Annotated in this window: 19 protein-coding genes; 8 read left to right on the plus strand and 11 right to left on the minus strand. The window is 70.6% G+C overall.

Features of this window, described 5'->3' with window-relative positions; all coding sequences use genetic code 11:
* Window positions 1-106: 106 nt before the first annotated feature.
* From ilvD to ACYVF3_RS12075, 4 genes are all read right to left on the minus strand, one after another.
* Window positions 107-1,780: a dihydroxy-acid dehydratase gene (ilvD, locus tag ACYVF3_RS12060; protein WP_461154316.1), complete on the minus strand. Its 1,674-nt coding sequence runs from the start codon at window positions 1,778-1,780 to the stop codon at window positions 107-109.
* 106 nt (window positions 1,781-1,886) lie between these two features.
* Entirely contained in the window at window positions 1,887-2,390 is a 504-nt protein-coding gene (locus ACYVF3_RS12065; RefSeq protein ID WP_461154317.1) for a universal stress protein, read from the minus strand.
* A 178-nt stretch (window positions 2,391-2,568) separates the two neighbouring features.
* The gene (locus ACYVF3_RS12070; protein ID WP_461154318.1) at window positions 2,569-3,648 is read right to left on the minus strand and encodes an FAD-dependent oxidoreductase; all 1,080 of its coding nucleotides are present in this window, start codon (window positions 3,646-3,648) and stop codon (window positions 2,569-2,571) included.
* Between the two features lie 231 nt (window positions 3,649-3,879).
* On the minus strand, window positions 3,880-4,740 hold the full coding sequence (locus tag ACYVF3_RS12075) for a TetR family transcriptional regulator C-terminal domain-containing protein (protein ID WP_461154319.1): 861 nt from the start codon (window positions 4,738-4,740) through the stop codon (window positions 3,880-3,882).
* A gap of 369 nt (window positions 4,741-5,109) precedes the next feature.
* Here ACYVF3_RS12075 and ACYVF3_RS12080 point away from each other — a divergent pair, with 369 nt between their 5' ends.
* Window positions 5,110-6,666 (plus strand): BCCT family transporter, encoded by a 1,557-nt coding sequence (locus ACYVF3_RS12080; protein ID WP_461154454.1) that lies wholly within the window; start codon window positions 5,110-5,112, stop codon window positions 6,664-6,666.
* Window positions 6,667-6,742: 76 nt separating this feature from the next.
* Here ACYVF3_RS12080 and ACYVF3_RS12085 read toward each other — a convergent pair whose 3' ends face one another.
* Together ACYVF3_RS12085 and ACYVF3_RS12090 are read right to left on the minus strand one after the other, a co-directional pair.
* Window positions 6,743-7,081 (minus strand): plasmid stabilization protein, encoded by a 339-nt coding sequence (locus tag ACYVF3_RS12085; RefSeq protein ID WP_461154320.1) that lies wholly within the window; start codon window positions 7,079-7,081, stop codon window positions 6,743-6,745.
* A 119-nt stretch (window positions 7,082-7,200) separates the two neighbouring features.
* Entirely contained in the window at window positions 7,201-7,803 is a 603-nt protein-coding gene (locus ACYVF3_RS12090; protein ID WP_461154321.1) for a TetR/AcrR family transcriptional regulator, read from the minus strand.
* A 52-nt stretch (window positions 7,804-7,855) separates the two neighbouring features.
* Here ACYVF3_RS12090 and ACYVF3_RS12095 point away from each other — a divergent pair, with 52 nt between their 5' ends.
* Window positions 7,856-9,100, plus strand: a complete 1,245-nt coding sequence (locus tag ACYVF3_RS12095) for a cytochrome P450 (RefSeq protein WP_461154322.1) — start codon at window positions 7,856-7,858, stop codon at window positions 9,098-9,100.
* Window positions 9,101-9,288: 188 nt separating this feature from the next.
* Here ACYVF3_RS12095 and ACYVF3_RS12100 read toward each other — a convergent pair whose 3' ends face one another.
* Together ACYVF3_RS12100 and ACYVF3_RS12105 are read right to left on the minus strand one after the other, a co-directional pair.
* A complete protein-coding gene (locus ACYVF3_RS12100) occupies window positions 9,289-10,299 on the minus strand; it encodes a pyridoxamine 5'-phosphate oxidase family protein (RefSeq protein WP_461154323.1) in 1,011 nt (336 codons plus the stop codon).
* Window positions 10,300-10,314: 15 nt separating this feature from the next.
* Complete coding sequence (locus tag ACYVF3_RS12105; RefSeq protein WP_461154324.1) at window positions 10,315-11,268, minus strand: NmrA family NAD(P)-binding protein; 954 nt, start codon at window positions 11,266-11,268, stop codon at window positions 10,315-10,317.
* 98 nt (window positions 11,269-11,366) lie between these two features.
* Here ACYVF3_RS12105 and ACYVF3_RS12110 point away from each other — a divergent pair, with 98 nt between their 5' ends.
* The 3 genes from ACYVF3_RS12110 to ACYVF3_RS12120 all read left to right on the plus strand — a co-directional run bounded on the left by ACYVF3_RS12110 (window position 11,367) and on the right by ACYVF3_RS12120 (window position 14,448).
* Window positions 11,367-11,930 (plus strand): TetR/AcrR family transcriptional regulator, encoded by a 564-nt coding sequence (locus tag ACYVF3_RS12110; RefSeq protein WP_461154325.1) that lies wholly within the window; start codon window positions 11,367-11,369, stop codon window positions 11,928-11,930.
* Between the two features lie 103 nt (window positions 11,931-12,033).
* Window positions 12,034-12,210 carry a hypothetical protein gene (locus ACYVF3_RS12115; protein WP_461154326.1) on the plus strand — a complete coding sequence of 59 codons (177 nt, stop codon included), beginning with the start codon at window positions 12,034-12,036 and terminating at the stop codon, window positions 12,208-12,210.
* Window positions 12,211-12,423: 213 nt separating this feature from the next.
* Window positions 12,424-14,448: an ABC transporter ATP-binding protein gene (locus tag ACYVF3_RS12120; protein ID WP_461154327.1), complete on the plus strand. Its 2,025-nt coding sequence runs from the start codon at window positions 12,424-12,426 to the stop codon at window positions 14,446-14,448.
* 23 nt (window positions 14,449-14,471) lie between these two features.
* On the opposite strand, the gene ACYVF3_RS12125 is transcribed toward ACYVF3_RS12120, so the two are convergent.
* The 3 genes from ACYVF3_RS12125 to ACYVF3_RS12135 form a co-directional block, all read right to left on the minus strand.
* Window positions 14,472-14,723 carry a hypothetical protein gene (locus tag ACYVF3_RS12125; protein ID WP_461154328.1) on the minus strand — a complete coding sequence of 84 codons (252 nt, stop codon included), beginning with the start codon at window positions 14,721-14,723 and terminating at the stop codon, window positions 14,472-14,474.
* A gap of 61 nt (window positions 14,724-14,784) precedes the next feature.
* Window positions 14,785-16,167: an MFS transporter gene (locus tag ACYVF3_RS12130; RefSeq protein WP_461154329.1), complete on the minus strand. Its 1,383-nt coding sequence runs from the start codon at window positions 16,165-16,167 to the stop codon at window positions 14,785-14,787.
* Window positions 16,168-16,579: 412 nt separating this feature from the next.
* Window positions 16,580-18,055: an amidase gene (locus ACYVF3_RS12135; protein ID WP_461154330.1), complete on the minus strand. Its 1,476-nt coding sequence runs from the start codon at window positions 18,053-18,055 to the stop codon at window positions 16,580-16,582.
* 141 nt (window positions 18,056-18,196) lie between these two features.
* Here ACYVF3_RS12135 and ACYVF3_RS12140 point away from each other — a divergent pair, with 141 nt between their 5' ends.
* Genes ACYVF3_RS12140 through ACYVF3_RS12150 form a run of 3 tightly spaced genes read left to right on the plus strand, consistent with a single transcriptional unit; the run spans window position 18,197 to window position 21,654 of the window.
* A complete protein-coding gene (locus ACYVF3_RS12140) occupies window positions 18,197-19,870 on the plus strand; it encodes an ATP-binding cassette domain-containing protein (RefSeq protein WP_461154331.1) in 1,674 nt (557 codons plus the stop codon).
* A 3-nt stretch (window positions 19,871-19,873) separates the two neighbouring features.
* Complete coding sequence (locus tag ACYVF3_RS12145) at window positions 19,874-20,479, plus strand: TetR/AcrR family transcriptional regulator (RefSeq protein ID WP_461154332.1); 606 nt, start codon at window positions 19,874-19,876, stop codon at window positions 20,477-20,479.
* The gene (locus ACYVF3_RS12150; RefSeq protein WP_461154333.1) at window positions 20,476-21,654 is read left to right on the plus strand and encodes an MFS transporter; all 1,179 of its coding nucleotides are present in this window, start codon (window positions 20,476-20,478) and stop codon (window positions 21,652-21,654) included. Before ACYVF3_RS12145 ends, ACYVF3_RS12150 begins: the two co-directional genes overlap by 4 nt.
* Window positions 21,655-21,658 lie beyond the last annotated feature (4 nt).

The following is a 21,658-nucleotide window of genomic DNA, read 5'->3' on the forward strand; positions in this document are numbered from 1 at the left end:
GATGGTAGCTCCGAAGTGGCGATGGACCACGGAATTCCCGGCACAACTGGGGCGATGACTAGGGCGTGGGACACACCTGCGCACGACGTCCTCCGTGGACGAGGGGTCAGGAGCAGACGGCTCCGCTCGCCGCGGAACCGACCAGCTTCGAGTACTTCGCCAGCACACCCGTGCGGCGCTCCGGGGTGCGCGGGGTCCACGCGCTGCGCCGCTCGTCCAGCTCCTGCTGCGGGACGTCGAGGTCGAGGGTCTTGGTGGTCATGTTGAGCACGATCGGATCGCCGTCCCGCACCAGCGCGATGGTGCCGCCGTCGGTCGCTTCCGGAGCGACGTGCCCGATGCACAGGCCGGTCGTCGCGCCTGAGAACCGCCCGTCGGTGACCAGCAGGACCTCCTTGCCGAGCCCGGCTCCCTTGATCATCCCGGTCACGGCGAGCATCTCCCGCATCCCTGGGCCACCGCGCGGGCCTTCGTAGCGGATCACCACGACGTCACCGGCCACGACGGTCCCGTTGGACACGGCGTCGAGCGCGCCTTGCTCGCCGTCGAAGACCCGTGCGCGTCCGCGGAATTCGGCGGCGTCGAAACCCGCGGACTTGACCACGGCCCCGTCCGGGGCGAGCGATCCGCGCAGGACGGTGATGCCGCCGGTCGGGTGGATCGGGTCGCTCAGCGCGTGGATCACGGTCCCGTCGAGGTCCGGCGGGTCGATCTCGGCGAGGTTCTCCGCGACGGTGCGACCGGTGCAGGTGAGCGCGTCGCCGTGCAGGAGACCGGCGTCCAGCAGCGCCTTCATCACCACCGGCACACCGCCGACCTGGTCGACGGTGCTCATCACGTGCGCGCCGAAGGGCTTGACGTCGGCCAGGTGCGGGACGCGATCGCCGATGCGGTTGAAGTCGTCGAGCTCCAGCGGCACGCCGGCCTCGGTGGCGATCGCGAGCAGGTGCAGCACGGCGTTGGTCGACCCGCCGAAGGCCAGGACGACGGCGATCGCGTTCTCGAACGCCTCCCGGGTCAGGATCTGCCGGGTGGTGATCCCCTTCTCCAGCAGTCCGATCACGGCCTCGCCGGAGGCGCGGGCGATGCCGTCGCGCCGCCGGTCGACGGCGGGCGGGCTCGCCGAGCCCGGCAGCGCCATGCCCAGCGCTTCGGCCGCGCTGGCCATCGTGTTCGCCGTGTACATGCCCGCGCACGCGCCCTCGCCCGGGCAGATGGCGCGCTCGATCTCGGTCAGCTCCTCGCGGCTGATCAGGCCGCGGGCGCAGGCGCCGACCGCCTCGAACGCGTCGGCGATGTTGACCTCGCGGCCGTCGACGTGCCCGGGAAGGATCGTCCCGGCGTAGACGAAGGTCGCGGCCAGGTCGAGCCGGGCTGCGGACATCAGCATGCCGGGCAGGGACTTGTCGCAGCCTGCCAGCAGGACGGTGCCGTCGAGGCGCTCGGCCTCCACGACCGTCTCCACCGAGTCGGCGATGACCTCGCGGCTGACCAGCGAGTAGTGCATGCCGACGTGGCCCATCGAGATGCCGTCGGAGACCGAGATCGTGCCGAACTCCATCGGGAAGCCGCCCGCGTGGTGCACGCCCTCCTTCGCCGCCTGCGCCAAGCGCTGCAGGGAGAGGTTGCAGGGGGTGATCTCGTTCCAGCTCGACGCGATGCCGATCTGCGGCTTGACCAGGTCGTCGTCGCGCATCCCGACCGCGCGGAGCATGCCGCGCGCGGCCGTGCGCTCGATGCCGTCGGTGACCTGGCTGGAGCGAAGCTCGCGATCGGACATCATGCCTCCTCGGCACGGTGAGAACGGGACGACACCCACGATCGCACCCGCCGGGCGCGCGGGCACGCCCCCTCGCCGAGCGCGGACGCGAGCTGTCGCGCGTCGTTCACCCGAGCACCGGGTCGACCGCCCGGTTCCCGGTGTCGGCGCTCGTACCGCCCACGTCAACCCCACCGGGGATGATCAGGACCGGGCAACGCGCGCTGTGGATGCAGCGCAACGCCGTGCTGCCGAGCACCGCTTCCGCGATGCGGCCGTGGCCCCGGTTCCCGAGCACCAGCATCAAGGCGGACGCCGACCTCTCGGTCAGGGCTTCGGCTGGACGGCCCTCGCGGAGCTCGACCTGCAGCTCCGGCAGATGCTCACCTGCCGCGCACTCATCGACGACGCGCATCAGCTCCTGCCGGTGCTGCTCGCGCACGTGGTGCGGCGCCAGCCGCGGGTTCATCGTCAGCGGGGCAGGACCACCGAGCACGGCGTGCCGCTGCCACACCATGACCGCGGCGACCGAGGCCCCGCGCGCTCTCGCTTCGTGCAACGCCCAGCGCAGCGCCCGGCTGCCCGCCTCCGAGCCGTCGACACCCACCACGAACTCCTTGTGACCGGTCATTTCGACCACCCCGGACTCCAGTCATGCCCGCGCGCAGGTCCGTGCGCTGCGTGGCGGGCTTTCCGTCCCCGGACTCCAGACGACCGCAGGACCGGCTTCGGCGGTAGGGCCGAGCGACCCGGATGCCGCTGCCTTCTGCGCTCGCGCGCGATGCGGCCCCGGCAGCACCGCGAGGTCTTCAGGGTCGGTGTCGGCGACCCGCACGCCCTGCTGCTGACCTTCTCGGGACGAAGTCCTCCGCGGCCTCGCGTCCGTCGGCTTGCGCTCGCCGGACGGTGGGCTGGAGGTGGTCCTCGTAGCGCCTGAGCGCGGCCGGCACGCCGTCGTCCCGGCGCAGCTCCCGGGCGAGCGCTTCGGCGCCGGCCAGGGCCATGCCCGCGCCCTCACCGGTCAGCAGCGACAGCGCTTGGCACGCGTCCCCGACGAGCACGACGCGACCGGTGCTCCACCTCCGCATCCGCACCTGGGCAACCCGGTCGTAGAAGAGTTCGGCCGGGCGCTGATCGAGGAGGTGGGGCACGATCCACCCGGTCTCGCCGTAGGTCCGGGTCAATGCCGTGCCGGGATCATCGGGGAGGGGTGAGTCCGGCCGCGTTCGGTGGGTGAAGAAGGCCGCAACCCGGTCTCCGCCGACCGGGTAGGCGCCGGCGTGCAGGCCAGGAGCCTCCACGAGGTGCAGCGCGTCGCCGAGCTGTGCTGCCGTCGACTCGTCGGTGAACACGTAGGCGGCGGTGTGGAAGCCGAGGTCTCGGACGAACTGCCGCGCCGGACCGAAGGCCAGCTCGCGGATTCGCGAGTGAACGCCGTCGGCGCCGACGAGGAGATCCGCTCGCTCGACGGAACCATCGGTCAGGAGCGCGGTGACCTCGTCGTCGTTGCTGGTGAACTCCGCGATGCTGGTGCCGAACCGCACATCGGCGGAGCCGGTCAGCGCGTCGTGCAGGATCGCTTCGAGATCGCCCCGCATCAGCGAGACGATCCGGTCGGCGGTGGGCCCCTCGTCGGTGAACCGCTCCCGCACGGTTCCGTCGTGGTCGTGGTAGACGAGTTCGGAGAGCAGGAACGCGCGCTCGCGCAGCAGGGGGAGCAAGCCCATGCGTTCCGCCGCGTCGTAGCCGAGGTCCCGGCAGTCGAGCATGTATCCCGCACCGTGCCGGGCGGGAGCTCGTTCGAGGACGATCACCTCGTGCCCGTCGTGTTGCAGCCACCACGCCGCGGCCAGCCCGGCGATCCCAGCGCCGCAGATGACGACCTTCACAGCCGTTGCCTCCCCCCGTGCGAATCCGGAATCCGCCCTGAGGACTCCGGCCGGGTCCTCGACTGTGCGGTACGCGATGGCTTCGAGCAACCGAATATCGAAGAGCCGCGCGCAACTCCTCGCGGCGTGGGAGGGGGCGCGGTGAGAGTCCTAGTGGCTGTTGGGGATTGCGGCGGAGCCGCTCAGGTTCCGCTACCCGCACCGCCACGCAAAGCAACTCATCAACACCTTCTAGTGGCGGACGATCTCTCGTTCGACGTAGTCGTGCAGCACCTGCTGCATGCGCTCCACGGAACGGCCGGGCCGCTCGGTGAGGACCTGGATGCCGAGGCCGTCGATCAGCGCGGTCAGGGGCACCGTGAGGTCCTCGGGATCGGCGTCGGCGACGAACACGCCCTGCTGCTGCCCCTCCCGGATGGTGCGGGCGATCGTGTCGTGCCAGCGGGTGTAGGAATCCGAGTGCAGCACACCCATTTTCGGGTTGCGCGCGCTCTCGTTCCACACCTGCAACCAGATCGACCACTCCAGGCGGAGCAGGCCGGGTTTGGGCAGCTGCAGGTCGACGAGCCGCAGCAGCCGCTCGTGGGCGTCGTCGATGCTGTGCAGTTCCGCGACCTGCCGGTCGTAGGCCTGCCGCACCGAGTGCCGCAGGGCTTCGGTCAGCAGGTCGTCGCGCCCGGGGAAGTGGTAGTGGATGGTCGCAGCGCTGATCCCGCACGCCTTCGCCACGTCGGAGATCCGCACCGCGTGGTATCCGTGCTCAGCGATGAGGTGCCAGGCGGCGTCCAAGATCTGCTGGTGGCGCCCGGCTTCCCGCGCGTCGGTGGTGCGGGCGAGCACCGCCGAGCGCTGCGGCGCTGCGGCAACGGTCTCGACCTCGTCGCTGCCGTTGATCAGCCAGTTCACCGTGACGTTGCCGACCTCGGCGATGCGGGTGAGCTCGGCCGGAGTGAAGCGCCGGGTGCCGGCCAGCGACTTGGACAGCTTGGTGGCGTCCAGGCCCATCTGCTCGGCGAACGCCCGCTGGCTGCCCGGGTGCTCCCGCAGCACGAGCCGCACGCGGTCGCGCAGTGCCGACTCCGCTTCCTCCACGAGGACGAAGGATAACAGCTGTTGCGACAATCGCAACGAAGGGGTGCGTCGCAACGACGAATCCGAGTTGGGCGGGTGCTGGAAACACAAGAATATGGCCTCGTACCTGCTGTTATCGAATTGAGGTCTTGACGGATCCCCGAATGGTGCCCACTGTGTACGGCATTGCGAAACTGACTCATCAGTCGAATCGCAACGCATCCGCTCGGCGAGCGCCCGCAGCCCGACGTCGACCGCGCACGGTCACGCCGCTCCGGCGCGGGTCCCGCGCGGCACGGCAAGGCACGGTCGGCAGATGCCGGCCACGACAGTGGTGGAGGTGCTTCCGTCATCCTCGCGACAGGCGGACAAGTTCGGATCGACAGACGGATCTTCTGGTTCTCGGTGCTGCTGGTGGCCGCCATCTGCGTGCCGGTGATGATCGCGCCGGAACGCGGCCAGCAAGCCCTGGACAGCGTGCTCGGCCTGCTCACCGGCAAGTTCGGGTGGCTCTACCTCTGGTTCGCCGCCGGGGTCGCCGGTTTCCTGGCGTGGCTGGCGTTCAGCCGCTACGGCCGGGTGAAGTTCGGCGACCGCGACGACGAACCGGAGTTCTCCACGCGCAGCTGGCTCGCGATGATCTTCACCTCGGGAATCGGCGGCGGGATCATCTACTGGGGCGTCATCGAGTGGTCCTACTACTACGTGGAACCCCCGATGGGCCTCCAGCCCCGCAGCACCGAGGCGGCCGACTGGGCGGCCACGTACCCGCTGTTCCACTGGGGATTCACCGCGTGGGGCCTGTTCTGCCTGCCCGCGCTCGCGCTGGCCTACGTCTACCACGTGCGCAAGCAGCGCACGCTGCGGCTCAGCGACGCCTGCCGCGGCGTGATCGGGGACCGCGCCGACGGCTGGCTCGGACGGCTCATCGACGTGCTGTTCATCTTCGGCCTGATCGGTGCCGCGGGCACCTCGCTGGGCCTGGAGGTCCCGCTGGTGTCCGAGGGCATCGCCGCGATGACCCCGCTGGAGAAGGGCACGCCGCTGGACATCGGGATCGTGGTGATCTGGACCGGGCTGTTCGGCGTGAGCGTGTTCCTGGGCATGCAGAAGGGGCTCAAGCGGCTGGCCGACATCAACGTGTGGCTGGCGCTCGGCCTCGGGCTGTTCATCCTGGTTCTGGGCCCGACGGTGTTCCTGATCGACACGTTCACCCAGAGCGCCGGGATCCTGCTGCAGAACTTCGTGGAGATGAGCTTCTACACCGACCCGGTGGGCGGTTCGCGCTTCGAGGAGACCTGGACCATCTTCTACTGGGGCTGGTGGATCGCCTACGCGCCGTTCGTGGGCCTGTTCACGGCCAAGATCTCCAAGGGGCGCACGGTGCGCGGGATGATCGGCGCGATGTGCCTGGCGGGCAGCGCCGGGTGCTGGCTGGCGTTCATGCTGCTGGGCAACACGTCGCTGTACTTCGAGATCACCGACGTCGTGCCGGTGGCCGACATCGTGCAGAACCAGGGCGACACGGCCGGCATCATCGCCACCTTGGCGCACCTCCCGCTGGGATCGTTCGCGGTGGTGGCCTTCCTGCTGCTGATGGTGGTCTTCCTGGCCACCACGCTGGACTCCTCGGCCTACACCATGGCCGCGGTGGCGTCCAAGGACCTGCCGCAGGACGTGGAACCCGCGCGGTGGCACCGGGTCTTCTGGGCGATCGTGCTCGCGGTCGTGTCGGTCGTGCTGATGTACACCGGCGGACTCGAAGCCCTGCAGACGTTGTCCATCATCACCGCGTTCCCGCTGATCTTCGTGCTGGTGATCGTCGCGGTCTCGCTGACCCGGTGGCTGCGCGAGGACTTCGGGGACGTCGGTGCCCAGCCTCCGCTGGTGGCCCCGACGCACAGCTCGGGCGAACAGGAGAAGGAGCCAGTGGGCGCGTCGGACTGAGCGGCGCCTGAACGCGGATCGGGGTTGCCGTGCGCAGCCCCGATCCGCGGGCGTCCGCCGCGGACCCGTCCGATCGTCAACGCTTCTCGCGCAGCGCGTGTTCGAGCTCGCTCTTGGACATCTTGGAGCGTCCTTCTACGTGCGCTCGGCGGGCGTCGTCGTAGAGCTGCTGCTTCGTGCGTCCGCCAGGTCCTTCGCGGTTCCCGGACCGGAGGCCGCCCCGGCGTTCGGGGGAGAGGTCCTGCACGGAGGTCTTGCTGCGCTGCCGGGCCTGTCCTCGCTGAGCTCGGTCCTTGTTCACCGTGCGCGCCGCGATCTCCTCGGCCCGGCTCTCGCTGGAGCCGCGCTGCCGGGTCTGCTCCTTGATGTGCTGGTACTGCCGTTCCTGCTTCTGGTTCCACGCTTGTTGCGGCACTGTGCTTCGCTCCCTCCCCGCCTCGTGCGGGAATCGACGAACGTCCTCGCCCCGGGGCCTACCCGGATCCCCGGTCGAGAACACCTCCGCCTCCGCGCGCTGGCCAGTGCCGCGTGCTGCTAGCGCAGTGCCGGGGCGAGCCAACGCTGCAGGTAGGAGCGCAGTTCGGCGCCGGAGCGGGCCGGCTCGCCCGGGTCCAGGACCAGTGACTGCAGCGTTCGCAGCAGGTGCTCGACCAGCTCGCGCTGCCTGTCCTCGTCCCAGCCCAACGCCTTCCAGTCGATCCCGAAGCCGGTGATGAGGTTCCGGCCGATGTCGATCGAGGACGTGGAGGTCAGGTTGGCGACGGTGCCGCTCATCCGGCCGGGTGCGAGCAGGCGGTTCAACGCCGGATCGTCGCGCAGGTGCTCGAAGACGTAGGCGACGACCTCGACCGCCGCGTCACCGGCGTCCCCGCCGGTCGCGGCCAGGTGCTCCCGGACGTGCTCGACGAGGTCCGCGGTGAGGTCGGCGATGGCCTGGTTCGCGGCGGCGTTGAGCAGCCCTTCGGTGGTGGGGAAGTAGCGGTACACGGTCTGCCGGGTGATGCCGATCCGCTCGGCGATCTCGGCGGTGCTGGTGTTGCCGGCATCGGTCAGGCGCTCCCGGGTCGCCGCCAGGATCCTGGCTCGTGCCTCCGAGGCGTCCGCCGGGGGACTGCCTGCCCATCCGTGCGCTCGCATGCTTCCAGTATCCCATTCCATACACTTTCCAGAATGTGTATGGTCTGCGGTCATGGTCACACCGTTGCCCGCAGGCTTCGACTTCACCGACCCCGACCTCAACCTCCGCGGCGTTCCGCACGAGCAGTTCGCCGCCCTGCGCAGTGCCGCTCCGATCTGCTGGGTCGAGCAGGTTCCCGAGGCGCGCGCAGGCATGTCCCAGGAATCCGGGACCGGGTACTGGGCCCTGACCAAGCACGCCGACGTCGCCGCCGTCTCCAGGAACACCAAGGTGTTCAGCAGCCACGAGAACGCGGTGATCATCCGCAACCCGGAGACGGCCACCCGCGAATCGGTCGAGCCGAGCAAGGTCGTGATCATCAACCAGGACCCGCCCGAGCACACGCAGCTCCGGAAGATCATCAGCCGGGGCTTCACCCCGCGCGCCATCGGCGCGCTGGAGGAGGCGCTGGAGGAGCGCGCGCGGCGCATCGTCGGCGAGGCCGTCGAGACCGGTGGCGGCAACTTCGTCGACCAGATCGCCTCGCAGTTCCCGCTCGAGGTGATCGGCGACATGCTCGGCATCCCGGCCGAAGACCGGCGCAAGATCTTCGACTGGACCAACCAGATGACCGGTTCCGATGACCCGGACCTGGCGCGGGAGGACAACGATCCCGAAGCGGCCGCGGCCGAAGTCCTGATGTACTCGATGGTCCTGGCCGCCGACCGCCGCGAGAACCCGCGCGACGACATCGTCACCAAGCTCGTCAAGGCCGACGTCGACGGCAGAGGCCTCACCGACGACGAGTTCGGCTTCTTCGTGATCGCTCTCGCGGTGGCGGGCAACGAAACCACCCGCAACGCCACCGCCCACGGGATGAACGCGTTCTTCGACAACCCCGAGCAGTGGCGGCTGTGGAAGGACCAGCGCCCGGGGACGATGATGGACGAGGTGGTCCGCTGGGCCACCCCCGTCACCTCGTTCCAGCGCACGGCCCTGGAGGACACCGAGCTGAGCGGGGTCGAGATCAAGAAGGGGCAGCGCGTCGGGCTGTTCTACGCCAGCGCCAACTACGACGACGACGTGTTCACCGATCCGTTCACCTTCGACATCAGCCGAGACCCCAACCCGCACCTCGGTTTCGGCGGGCACGGCGCCCACTACTGCATCGGCGCGAACCTCGCCCGCATGGAGATCCGTCAGATCTTCGACGCCGTCGCCGACATGGCCCCGGACATCCGCCGGGCGGGGGAGGTCGCACGACTCCGCTCCGGGTGGCTCAACGGGATCAAGGACCTCCCCGTCAGCTACTCGTAGCTCGCTCCACCGCCTCACGACGCAGGGCTCGGGCGCCCGCATCCGCACGGGAACTCGCGGCTCTCGGCGGGCGTCCGGTTCGCCGCCGCCTACGGTCGGACCGAAAGTGATGGGAGCGAGCGGGTTTCCGGTATCACCGCCTAGGGAATGCCCGCGGTGATCCGGACCTTCGATCTGGCGGAGGCTGGCTACAGGTTCTGCTTGTAGTCGAGGCTGAGGCCGGTGCGGAGGAGGCGTTCGTTGGCCGCCGCCCGCACGGCGCGCGCGGCGGTTCCCCTCGTGCCGTTGAGCTTGACGTGGTCGGCCCAGATCGCCGACGGGCGAGGGAGTTCCGCGGGATCGATGTGCTGATCGCGGTTCCAGAGCCGGGCGTCGCGGACCGCCGCGGAGGCCGCGAGCCTCGCGCGCGTGACCTCGACCAGCAGCACGACCTTGGGCGCGCGATTGCGCTCCGACATCGACTCCCGGAGGGCCGGATCGGTGCTGATGGTCGCCGTGCCGCTGATCTCCAGCGTTCGCTCGTCGCCGGGCGTCATCGCGAGGATCGCCACCTCGGGGTCGTCGACGAGGTTGTGGAACGTGTCGGTGCGCTTGTTGCCAGGCCGATCGGCGATCGCGATCGTCGTCGGCCCGATCTGCCGGAGCACCCCCGGCAGATCACCGCGCGGGCTGGTGTCGGCATTGCCGTCCCGGTCCCGGGAGGTGACCGTCGCGAACGGCGCGGTGGCGAGGAAAGCTGCCGCCTCGGGCCCTAGTTCGGGGTCCTCGGCGCTGGTGTCCCCGTTCGGTGCTCCGGTGGAGCGGCCCCACAGGTCCGACCGGATCACCGCCTTCCCGCAGTGCAGGAACGCTTCCCGGACGACGAGTCCGTTCTCGTCCAGATGTCCGTTGATGCGCAGGGTTTCGCGCCAGCCGGGCAGCAGCACCAGCAGGGCGGCGCCTGTTCCCGGTGCTGCCGCGCTCGGGAGCGGGAGTCGCAGGCGCGAGGGGTTGAGGGGCTCCGCGAAGCCCGGCGCGCCGCCGATGGCCTCGGTGCGCAGGTGGTGCTCGCCGTCGGCGTAGCCGAGCACCGCCGAGGGGGAGCGTGCGAGCAGCGCGACGCAGTGCGGGTCGAGCCGGTCGATCGTCTTCATCATGACCGGCAGGCGTCTCGCCCCGACGACGCCTTCCAGCTCCGCCGCGCTGCAGATCAGATCCATGATGGTTAGGCTACCCTAATTAATGAGCCCGGTCTTCCGGTTCGGGTCGACGGCGTCGCTCATGTGCTCGTGCGCCCACGCTTCGAAGCTGGTCAGCGGGATGCCCAGAGCTCTGGCGTGTGCCGGACGACCTGGCTGGCCCGCCACGTTCAGCCACGCGTGCGAGGCGCCCATCGGCGGCATTCCCGCGGCGAAGGCCTGCTCTTCGGTCATGTCCGGTGCGGACAACGACCTGCCCAGGGTCCGGGAGAGGGTCTCGGCGATCTCGGTCATCGACAGGTGATCGCCGGCCAGTTCCAGCTCGACGCGGTCGAATCGCTCGGGTGCTGCGATCGCGGCGGCGGCTGCGGCACCGATGTCGGCCACCGCGACCAGGGAGAGCCGGGTGTCGGGACGCAGGACGCTCACCAGGCCGCCTTCGATCCCGCGCGGGAACAGGAATGCCGTCGACGGCAGGAAGTTCTCCATGAAGGTGCCGGGTTTGAGCAGGGTCCAGCGCCGGAACCCCGCTGCGCGGACGCGGTCCTGGATCGCGGTCTTGGCGGACAGGGTGGCGTGCATCGACGGCCAGCGGGTCTCGTCCCAGCCGGGGATCTCGGCGTGCCGACCTGCGCCGGTGACCGACGTGTGCACGAACTGCGGCACTCCGGCGGCCGCTGCGGCCTCGACGAGGTTGACGCCTTGAGCCACCTCGCCGTCGAAGTCGAACCCCGCTGAGGTGATCTCGGGCATCTGCACGGAGAAGACGGCGCGGGCGCCCTCTGCGGCCCGGAGCAGGGAATCGCGATCGTGGAGATCGCCGGTGACCAGCTCGGCCCCGAGCGCTTCGAGGGCCTCCGCGCGAGGTGCGGACGGGTCGCGCACAAGAGCGCGGACCGGAACGTCGGCGGCGCGCAGGGCGCGGGCGGTCGCGCCGCCCTGCTTGCCCGTGGCGCCGGTGACCAGGACGGGGGCGGTATCGGTCGGCATGGTGCTCCTCCAGGGCGAGCAATAAACGGCGGGCCCCGCCGTTTTCGTTCCGGTACGATACGGCGGACCCCGCCGCTTAGCAAGCACGGAGACGTCCCATGCCTGACCAGCAGCGCGCCGACGCCCGGCGCAACTACGCGCGCATCCTCGCGGTGGCGGAGGAGGAGGTCGCCGCTCGCGGAGCCGAGGCCTCCCTGGAGCAGATCGCCCGCACCGCAGGGGTGGGATCGGGGACCGTGCGCAGGCACTTCCCCAGTCGTCGGGCCGTCTTGGAGGCGGTCTCCCGCAAGCGGATCGAGGCCTTGCGCGTCCGCGCGCACGAGCTCGCGAGCGAGGACGACAGCCGGGAGGCGCTGCTGGGCTGGCTCCACGAGGTCGTCGACTACTGCGTCACCGCCAGGGGCCTGGCGGTCGCGCTGGCTTACGACGACGGATCCGGCGCCGCGCAGGACAACGCCTGCTCGGCGTTGCTGGAAGAGGCGGCGAGTCCGCTGCTGCACCGCGCTGCCCAGGACGGTGCCGTGACGCCGGGCACCACCGTCGGGGACCTCATCGCGCTCGCTGTCGGCATCGCGCTGGCCACCGAGCACCGCCGCGACCCCGCTGCCGAGGCGCAACGACTCCTCCACCTGGTCGTCGCGGGGCTGAGCCCGCAGAGCTGACCTGCGTCCCAGGTCCACATCGGACTTCCCCCTCGGTTTCCGCGGGCCCCGATGCGGGTAGGGCCGGGGACGAGGAGCTCGTGGACGGGAAGGAGCCGACATCATGGAGCGAGGCTCGGACAAGCACGGACCGAAGAAGGACGACGAGCTGGAGAAGGAGATGCAGGCGCACCTGCGCAGCGGTCAGAGCCAGCGCGCCGACGAGTCGCTCGACGCCGAACCTCCGGCGGACGACGACCCGGTGACCGACGTCCGTCCGGACCCCTCGGCGCAATCCTGAGCCGCCGACCCAGCCGCGAGAGGACCGCAACGCCGAGCCCCGCCGGCGTTGCGGCTTCCGGGTGAGCAACGGCGCGGCCGAAGGTGTGAAACCGGCTCCTGAAGAACCATTTCCGCGTGAACGACGACCCGTGGACGAAGCACTGCGGCAGCCTTGAGGTCGCCGGTGGGGGAACTGGGGTCCCGGCAGTGGTGTCGACGGGAAGCGGGTCACATGCCGCAGGGCACGAGCGGAACTCAGGAGCGCGCCACGGCGCCCGGCCCGCTGATCGGGGTGGAAGACCTGGAACCGCCCGTGTGGGCGGACGTGGACCAGAAGGTCGCCGGCGCGGGGCTGTGGCAGACCGTGCGCGAGCTGCCGACGGCGGCCGGTCTGGTGATCGGCCTCGCCTTCGAGGCCGCACCGCGCCGCACCGTGCTGGCCGGCGTCGTCCAGCTGGCCTCGGGCTGCGCGTCGGCTTTCGGCCTGTTCGCCACGGCCGGAGTCCTGACGCAGCTGTTGACGACGGGTCCCACGCCCGAGCGCGTGGTGGCCTCACTCCCGGCGATCGGAATGGTGGTCGCGGCCTTCGCACTGCGCGGTCTGCTGCAGACCGCGGTCTCAGCGGTCGAGGGCGTGCTGATGCCGCTCGTGCGCCGGGCCGCGCAGGACCGCCTCAACGCGGCCGTCGCTGAGGTGGAGCTGCTGGCATGGGAAGACCCCGACTTCCAGGAACTGGCCCGCCAAGGCGGGTACCAGGGCGTGCAAGCCGTGGAATCGGGCATCCGCAGCATCACCCAGATCTCCTCGGCCCTCGTCTCGCTCACCGCGGCGCTGGTGACGGCCGCGCTGCTCAACCCGTGGTTGCTCCCGGTGCTCCTGCTGCCGACCGCGGCCGAGGCGTGGGCGTCGATGCGCGCCGCGAAGCAGGGGTACCTGAGCTTCCTGAGCCTGGTCGCCCGGCGGCTTCGGTTGCACGTCGCCGAGAACCTGCTCGTGGCCCGGGACGTGAGCACCGAGCGCACAGCGCTGAACCTGCAGGAGCCCCTGCTGGTGGAGCACCGCCGCATCGCCGATCAGGTCACCGCCGAAGCGATTCGCGCCGAGCACCGCCAGACCCGGACGCGGCTGATCGGCCGCACGCTCGCCGGAATCGGCACGGGCCTGGCGTACTGCATGCTCGGACTGCTGCTCTACACCGGGGCGATGCCGCTAACCATCGCGGGCGCCGCGGTCATCGCGATGCGCGCGGCCGCGAGCTCGCTGTCGATCACGATGGTCTCGGTGAACCGGCTCTACGAGCACTCGTTCTACCTGCGCTTCTACCAGCAGCTGCTCGCCGAGGCGGGGAGGCGGAGCCGGCCGGTCAGGGGAGTGCCCGCCCCGCGTGATCCGGCGACGATCCGGCTGGAGAGCGTGTCGTTCCGCTACCCGGGCGCGGAAGAGGCGTCCCTGCGCGGCATCGACCTGACGTTCCACCGGGGCGAAGTCGTCGCCCTCGTCGGCGAGAACGGGTCCGGCAAGACCACGCTGGGCAAGGTGCTCACCGGTTTGTACCCGCCGACCGAGGGGCGAGTGCTGTGGGACGAGGTTGACCTGGCGGAGGTGGAACCCCGGGGCGTCACCGAGCAGATCGCGCTGATCGACCAGAGCCCGGCCCGGTGGCCGATGACCGCCGCCACCAACGTCCGGATCGGGAACCTGGCAGCCGACGAACCGTTCGACGGCAGGTGGGACGCCGCGCTGGGCGAGTCCGGCGCCGACAGCGTCCTCGCAGGGCTTCCCCACGGGCACGACACCGTGCTCTCGCGCCAGTTCCGGCGGGGGCACGAGCTCTCCGGCGGCGGGTGGCAGCGCATCGGTGTCGCCCGGGGCATCTACCGCGGCGGAGCGTCGGTGCTGGTGGCAGACGAGCCGACCGCGGCGCTGGACGCGAAGGCGGAGGCACGCGTGTTCGCCGGGCTCCAGCACGCGACCAGGGGATCGCGCGGCGACGGTGGGCACCGGACCACGATCCTGGTCACCCACCGGCTGGCCAACGTCCGCCACGCCCACCGCATCGTGGTCATGCGGGCGGGAGAGGTGGCGGAGTCCGGGACCCACGAGGAGCTGATGGAAGCGCACGGCCTGTACCGGGAACTGTTCACCATCCAGGCCCGCGCCTACGCCGAGGACGGGGGTTCGCTCGGTGGAGGAGGCGGGGACGTTCTCACGAGAAGTTCCCCACCCCGATCCGGGAACGCGGGAGCACCTGCCTGACGAGGCATTCCGTCGAATGGAGGTCAGCCGCGCCCGCGTTGCGCGAGCCAGCAGAGGTCGGCCGCTGCGATCACCGCGAGGATCGCCAGAACCCATGCGACCCAGGTCATCTCCGGCAGCCACAGGAACAGCAGCACCGCGCCGGCGGTGCACAGCACCACGGCGACGCCGGCCAGCCACAGCCAGAGCGTCCAGGCGGTCCGCTCGCCGGAAGCGTCCACCGGACCCCCGCCGCGCGGCACGTTCTCGTCATCAGCTCCTCGGCGGTCCTCCACGCCTGCCGGTCACCTCCTCGAAACGCCGTCTCCGCACCGGTGAGCGGTCAGCACAACCTCGTCAGCCCTCCGGTTCCTCGGCGGTGTCGTGGCGCTGCTCGCGGGCGGTCTTGCGCGCCTCTGCGGGGCTGGCGGCCGTCGGTGCGGAGCCGGGGAGCGCCCGGCGAGCGGACTCGGGGGTGAACAGCACCGCCACGAGGCCGACGGCGCCCGCGAGCACCAGCAGGAACGCCGGGGCGATCGGGCTGCCGGTGGACCCGATCAGCGCCTCGGAGATCAGCGGCGTGGTGCCGCCGAAGAGGGCCACGGCGATGTTGAAGCCGATCGACACACCGCCGTAGCGGACCGGCGTGCGGAACAGGGCCGGGATCGTCGAGGGCAGGGTTCCGCTGAAGCAGACCAGGATGACACCCAGCAGGAGGATGCCCAGGAACACCGACCACCAGTGCCCGAGGCTCATCAGCAGGAAAATCGGCACCGCGAGCACGATGAGCGCGGCGCTTCCCGCCGTGACGATCGGCAGCCGTCCCACCTGGTCCGAACGCCAGCCCAGCCGCACGACCAAGCCGATCACCAGGACCAGCACGGCCAGCACCAGCACGAGCGACTGCGGGTGGCTGAAGCCGAGGACGACGGTCAGGTAGGTCGGCATGTAGGCGGTGAGCATGTAGTTGGTGACGTTGAAGACCAGCACCAGACCGATGCAGACCAGCAGCGGCCGCCAGCTGTCCAGGAAGATCTCGCGGAAGGTGTTGCGCGGGTTCTCCTCGGCCTCGTCGGCGTCGTCGGATTGGTCGTTCTGCTGGAAGGCGGGTGTCTCTTCCAGCCGGAACCGGAGGTAGAGCCCGATCAGCCCGAGCGGTCCGCCGAGCAGGAACGGGATGCGCCACCCCCAGCTCAGCAGGGCGTCCTCGGGGAGCGTGATCGTCAAGATGGTCACGACGGCGGCGCCCAGCGAATACCCGACGAGCGTGCCGAACTCCAGCCAGCTGCCCATGAAACCCCGCCTGCGGTCCGGCGAGAACTCGGCCACGAACGTCGTTGCCCCGCCGTACTCCCCGCCGGTCGAGAAACCCTGCACGAGGCGGGCGACGAGCAGCAGGATGGGGGCGCCGATGCCGATGGTGGCGTAGCTGGGGATGAGGCCGATCGCGAAGGTTCCGGCGGCCATGGTGACCATCGTGATGGCGAGGACCTTGCGGCGTCCGATGCGATCGCCGAGCGGGCCGAAGAAGAAGCCGCCCAGCGGCCGCACGAGGAACGCCACCGCGAAGGTGGCGAAGGTGGACAGCAGCTGAGCGGTCGGGCTGCTCGACGGGAAGAACACCTGGCTGATGACGACGGTGATGTAGCTGAAGACACCGAAGTCGAACCATTCCATCGTGTTCCCGATGGCCGCGGCCGCCACCGCTCGGCGGACCTTCGGCTCCTCGACGATCGTCACGTCTTCGGGTGTGGGCCGGTTCCGCTCGCGCCGGTGAGGCCATCGTCCTCGGTTCGTCGTTGCGGCAGCCATGCCCCACCCCTCAGCGGTCGGTGTCACGCCCGGGCGTGATCCGGTCCGCGGTCGCCGGGTGCGAAACCCGTTCACCTGCAGTGCTTCCCACACGACCACGTCACGACGTCAGGCGCTCTTCGCAACTGCGGCGGAGCGCTGCGACGAGGTCGTGGATCCTGGACGGTTCGGCTGCCGGCCTCCCTGGTGGATCGTGGTCATCACCGCCCCTCGGGGTTGGCACCTGCGAGATCCCCCAAACCCCGATCGCACCAGGATCAGCCGTTCGACGGATCCAGATCGCGCGCCATGCCGGGAGGTGGGACCCTCGCGCGCGTTCCTCGCGTACGTCCACGGGGTTTCACCTGCGCAGCGCATCTCCGGTGGTGATCGGGGGCTGGAAGCCGCCGATCCGCCGTTCGAGGAGCTCGGCCAGCCGCAGCGGTGTCCGGTCCTCGAACATCGGGCCGATGATCTGCACTCCCACCGGCAGGCCTCCGGGGCTTCGGCCCGCTGGTGCGGCGGTGGCGGGCAGGCCTGGCATGGTGGCCAGGCCGGCCCAGACGATCTGGTCGAAGTAGGGGCGCTCGACTCCGTCGATGTCGAGCTGGCGTTGCCGCGGATCGGGGGTGTGGTCGTGCGGGAACGCGGGTGTCGGCGAGACGGGGCACACCACGGCGTCGAACTCGGCGAACAGCTCGCGCCATCGGCGGCGGTGGAGCTGGCGAGTGTGGTCGGCCTCCTTCCAGTCGCGGTGGCTCAACACCATCGCGCGCAGTCGTGCCGCGTCGAGGCTCGTGTCGTCCGCGCTCAGCTCGGCCGCCCGGATCCGCAGCTGCTCGTAGGTTTCGACCGGGAAGCGCGCGGTGGAGCCGGAGACGAGCAACGTCGTGTAGAGCGACCCGGCTTCGGCCAGGTCGGGCAGCAGCGGACTGCGCCTCTCGACGCGGGCCCCGCCGTCGGAGAGCGCCGAAGCCACCCGTTCCACACCCGCTTTCACCGCCTCCGCGGTCGGGATGAGCGGGTGCTGGTCGAGGACCAGGACTCGGAAGTCGCCGAGCTGCCGGTGACGCGCGGGCGGCAGGCACAACCGGTGCGCCACGCCGGAAGTCAGCGGGTCCGGCCCGGCCATGACGTCGAGCAGCAGGGAGAGATCGCGTGCGGTGCGCGCCATGGGCCCGACGACGGCGAGGTCGAGGTCGACCGGCAGCGCGGGCGTGGTCGGCGCGACCATCCCGCGGCTGGCCGCCAGCCCGACAGTGGGTTTGTGCGCGTAGACGCCGCAGAAGTGCGCGGGTGTGCGCAGCGAGCCGCCGATGTCGGAGCCGATCGACAACGTTCCGAAACCGGCTGCCAGGGCCGCCGCCGAACCTCCGGAGGACCCGCCCGGCGTCCGGCTGTGATCCCACGGGTTGTGCGTGGTCCCGTAGATCTCGTTGAAGGTCTGCAGGTCCTGCAGCCCCAAGGGGACGTTGGTCTTGCCGAGCACCACCGCTCCGGCGTCGCGGAGTCGCGAGACCTGCACCGCGTCCTGCTCCGGTACGAAGTCGCGGTGCTCGGGCATGCCCCAGGTGGTGGGCAGCCCGGCGATGTCGTAGGATTCCTTGACGGTCACCGGGATGCCGAGCAGCGGCCGGTCCTCGCCTCGTGCGCGCGCCCGATCGGCTCGCAGCGCGGCGTCCCGAGCCCGGTCGAAGTCAGGTGCGCAGATCGCGTTGATCGCCCCGTCATCCCGCTCGATGCGAGCGATCGCCGCGTCGGTCAGCTCCGCCGAGGTCACCTCACCGCCGCGCAGAGCGGTCCGGAGTTCCCCGGCCGTCGCGTAGTTCCACTCCATGAGCCGGAACGTATCCGACGCGGCGAAGAGCCATAAAATTCCTTTTCGCGCAACGGCTTCGACGGCTCCGCCGGCTCTGCGTCAGCGGTCGCCGAGATGGTGGGGCGGGCCTATTTATCACAACTGTGATATTTTGTGGACATGGCACGGTTGGACGTGGGCTCGGTGGCCTACTCGCTCGCCGACGGTCGGCAGCTGCTGCGCGATGTGTCGTTCAGCGTCGGCGGCGGAGAGCGGGTCGCGCTGATCGGTGCGAACGGCACCGGGAAGACGACGTTGCTGCGGACCGTCATCGGCGAGCTCGCGCCGGAATCCGGGGCGGTGACGCGCGAGGGCGGCCTGGGTGTGATGCGCCAGTTCATCTCCGGCAGCACGGTGCGCGAGCTGCTGCTGTCGGTCGCGCCTGCCCGGATCAGGGACGCGGCGGCGGCGCTGGCGCGGGCTGAAGCGACGATGGAGGAGCGCGGGACTGCGGAATCGCAGATGTCCTTCGCCTCGGCGGTCGCCGCGTGGGGCGACGCGGGCGGTTACGACGCGGAGGTGTTGTGGGACACCTGCGCGGTCGCGGCTCTCGGCGTGCCTTTCGAGCGGTGCCGAGATCGCCCTCTGTCCACTCTGTCCGGTGGTGAGCAGAAGCGGCTCGCGCTGGAGGCGTTGCTGCGTGGCCCGGACGATCTGCTGCTGCTGGACGAGCCGGACAACTCGCTCGACGTTCCGGGAAAGCGCTGGCTGGAGCACCAGCTCCGCTCCACCACCAAAGGCGTGCTCTACGTCAGCCACGACCGGGAACTTCTGGCACGCACCGCCACCTCGATCGTCACGCTGGAACTCGGCGCCGCGGGCAACACCTCGTGGGAGCACGCGGGCAGCTTCGAGACCTACCGCGAAGCGCGGGAACAGCGCTTCGAGCGGCTGGACGAGATGCGCCGGCGGTGGGACGAGGAGCACGCGAAGCTCCGCTCGCTCATGTTGATGTACAAGCAGAAGGCCGCCTACAACTCCGACATGGCGTCCCGCTACCGGGCGGCGCAAACCCGTCTGACCCGGTTCGAAGAGGCCGGCCCCCCGGAGGAGCAGCCTCGGGAGCAGCACCTCGACATGCGGCTGCGCGGCGGGCGCACCGGCAAGCGGGTGCTCACCTGCGAGTCGCTGGAACTGACCGGTTTGATGCGCTCTTTCGACTTCGAGGCGTGGTACGGCGACCGGATCGCGGTGCTCGGGTCCAACGGATCGGGGAAGTCGAACCTGCTGCGTCTGCTGGCCGCGGGCGGCACCGATCCTGCGCCGGAGCAGGAGCCGGTCGGGGACGTCGTCATCGAGCCCGTCGAGAGCGCGGGGTCCGCCCGGCTGGGAGCGCGGGTGAGACCGGGCGCGTTCGTCCAGAACCGGGCGCGCCCGGACCTCGTCGGCCGCACGTTGCTGGAGATCCTGCACCGGGGCGATGAGCACCGCGCGGGCATGCCGCGTGAAGACGCGTCCAGGGTGCTCGCTCGCTACGAGCTGGCCCGATCAGCCGAGCAGCGCTTCGAATCGCTCTCCGGCGGGCAGCAGGCCAGGTTCCAGATCCTGATGCTCGAACTCGGCGGGGCGACGATGCTGCTGCTGGACGAACCCACCGACAACCTGGACCTCGTCTCGGCGGAAGCGCTCCAGCGGGCGCTGCGGTCGTACCGGGGAACGGTGCTGGCGGTCACGCACGATCGCTGGTTCGTCCGGGACTTCGAGCGGTTCCTGGTGTTCGGCGCCGACGGTGACGTGCGCGAGCGCGACGAGCCGGTCTGGGACGAGGAGCGCGTCTCCAGGCGGAGGGGCTGAGCCGTGCCGGCGCGGATCGATCCGCAGGAGCGGCGGCAGCAGGTGGTGGAGGCGGCGTTCCGGCTCGTCGTCGCCGACGGTTGGCAGAGCGTGTCGCTGCGGAAGGTGGCCGACGAATCGGGTCTGAACATCGGTTCGGTGCGGCACTACTTCGCGGGGCACCAGGACCTGCTCGCCGCCGCGGCGGAGGAAGCGGGGGCCCGGATGGGCCGCCGTCTCGCCGAGCACCCGGTCGAGCACCTGCGCGGTGTGCGGGGCGATGCCGCGCTCGACGCCGCACAAGCGATGGTCGAGGCGGTCATGCCCGTCGACGACGCTCGCCGTGAGGAGGCCATCATGGTGGTCGAGCTCATCACGGCTTCGCGTACGATGCCGGTGTTCCGGGCGATGGCCGAGCGCATGGGGGAGGACTTGGCCGCGGTCCTGCGGGAGGCGCTGGACGCGCTCGGGGTGCCCGAAGCCGATCTCGCCGCAGCTCAGCTCTCCGCGGTGATCGGGGGTTTGACCATCGACTCGGTGACGCCGCACGGGGGTCTCAGCGTCGACCGGATCCGGACCGTCCTGCGGGCGCAGCTCCGCATGGTGCTCGTGACCGCGCGACGAGGGTGATCAGGTTGCCAGGATGGTTGTTCGGGCTGCTCGCAGCCGCGTTCGTGCTCTACACCGATGATTACGTGATCGCGGGCATCCTCCCCGAGCTGGCGGGCGAGCTCGGTGTCGGTGAAGGGCAGGCCGGACAGCTGGTGACCGCGTTCTCCGCGACCGTCGCCGTCGCGGCACCCCTCGCCGCCGTCGCCCTGGCGCGGGTGCCGCGCCGCAGGCTGTTCGCGGTCGCGCTGCTGACGTTCGTCGCGGCGAACGCCGCTGCGGCCATGACTCCGTCGTTCGCGGTCCTGATGGTGCTGCGGGTGCTCGCCGCGCTCGCGGCGGCCGGCTGCACACCGGCGCTGTTCGCGTTCGCGGCACGTCACGCCCCCGAAGGCAGGGTCGGCACCTACATCGCCGTGGTCTCGCTGGGCGTCACCGGCTCGATCGCCGCCGGGGTGCCCGTCGGCGCCTGGATCGGCGGAACCTTCGGCTGGCGAGCGACTTTCGCGGCAATGGCGATCGCTGGAGCGCTCGTGGTCGTGCTCATGCTCTCGGCACTGCCCCGGTCGGAGGGCCCTGAGGAGGCTCCTGCGCTGGTCGAGCAAGTGCGCACGCTGCGACAGCTCCCGATCGTGCTGGGGTTGCTGGCCAACTGCGTGCTCATGACCGGATCCATGATGATGCTGACCTACCTCGCCCCGTACCTCGCGGAGACGACGACGGCCGGGGTCGAGGGCCGCGCGGTCGCCTTCAGCCTCGCCGGAATCGCCGGCATGGCGGGGATCTGGCTCGGCGGCCTCGCCACCGACCGCTGGGGTGCCGATCGCGCCCTGCTCTTCGGCGTCAGCGTGATCGTCGCGGCGATGGTGGCGCTGTGGGCGCTCTGGGCGAGCCGCCCTGCGTCGTTGCCGCTCGTGCTCGCCGTGGCCACGGTCTGGGGCGGCATGGCGTTCTGGAACTCACCGGCGATCCAAGCCCGGCTCCACCGGCTCGCGGGGCCGGTCTCCGGGCAGGCGCTGGCGCTCAACACCTCCGGCACCTACCTCGGCGTGTCCATCGGAGCCGCAGGCGGCGGGGTCATCCTCACCGGTTCCGGACCAGGAGTGCTGCCGCTCAGCGCGGCGGGTTTCGCGATCACAGCCCTGCTGCTGCTCGCTCTCGCCCGCCGCGCCAGCCGAGTCGTCGCTGCCGGCTGAGCGG

Source organism: Saccharopolyspora tripterygii (assembly GCF_054778355.1).

Coding starts and splice junctions, on each gene's coding strand:
- ilvD (WP_461154316.1), bottom strand. CDS start 1,780: ATGTCCGATCGCGAGCTTCGCTCCAGCCAGGTCACCGACGGCATCGAG.
- ACYVF3_RS12065 (WP_461154317.1), bottom strand. CDS start 2,390: ATGACCGGTCACAAGGAGTTCGTGGTGGGTGTCGACGGCTCGGAGGCG.
- ACYVF3_RS12090 (WP_461154321.1), bottom strand. CDS start 7,803: ATGCGAGCGCACGGATGGGCAGGCAGTCCCCCGGCGGACGCCTCGGAG.
- ACYVF3_RS12095 (WP_461154322.1), top strand. CDS start 7,856: ATGGTCACACCGTTGCCCGCAGGCTTCGACTTCACCGACCCCGACCTC.
- ACYVF3_RS12100 (WP_461154323.1), bottom strand. CDS start 10,299: ATGGATCTGATCTGCAGCGCGGCGGAGCTGGAAGGCGTCGTCGGGGCG.
- ACYVF3_RS12105 (WP_461154324.1), bottom strand. CDS start 11,268: ATGCCGACCGATACCGCCCCCGTCCTGGTCACCGGCGCCACGGGCAAG.
- ACYVF3_RS12110 (WP_461154325.1), top strand. CDS start 11,367: ATGCCTGACCAGCAGCGCGCCGACGCCCGGCGCAACTACGCGCGCATC.
- ACYVF3_RS12115 (WP_461154326.1), top strand. CDS start 12,034: ATGGAGCGAGGCTCGGACAAGCACGGACCGAAGAAGGACGACGAGCTG.
- ACYVF3_RS12120 (WP_461154327.1), top strand. CDS start 12,424: ATGCCGCAGGGCACGAGCGGAACTCAGGAGCGCGCCACGGCGCCCGGC.
- ACYVF3_RS12135 (WP_461154330.1), bottom strand. CDS start 18,055: ATGGAGTGGAACTACGCGACGGCCGGGGAACTCCGGACCGCTCTGCGC.
- ACYVF3_RS12140 (WP_461154331.1), top strand. CDS start 18,197: ATGGCACGGTTGGACGTGGGCTCGGTGGCCTACTCGCTCGCCGACGGT.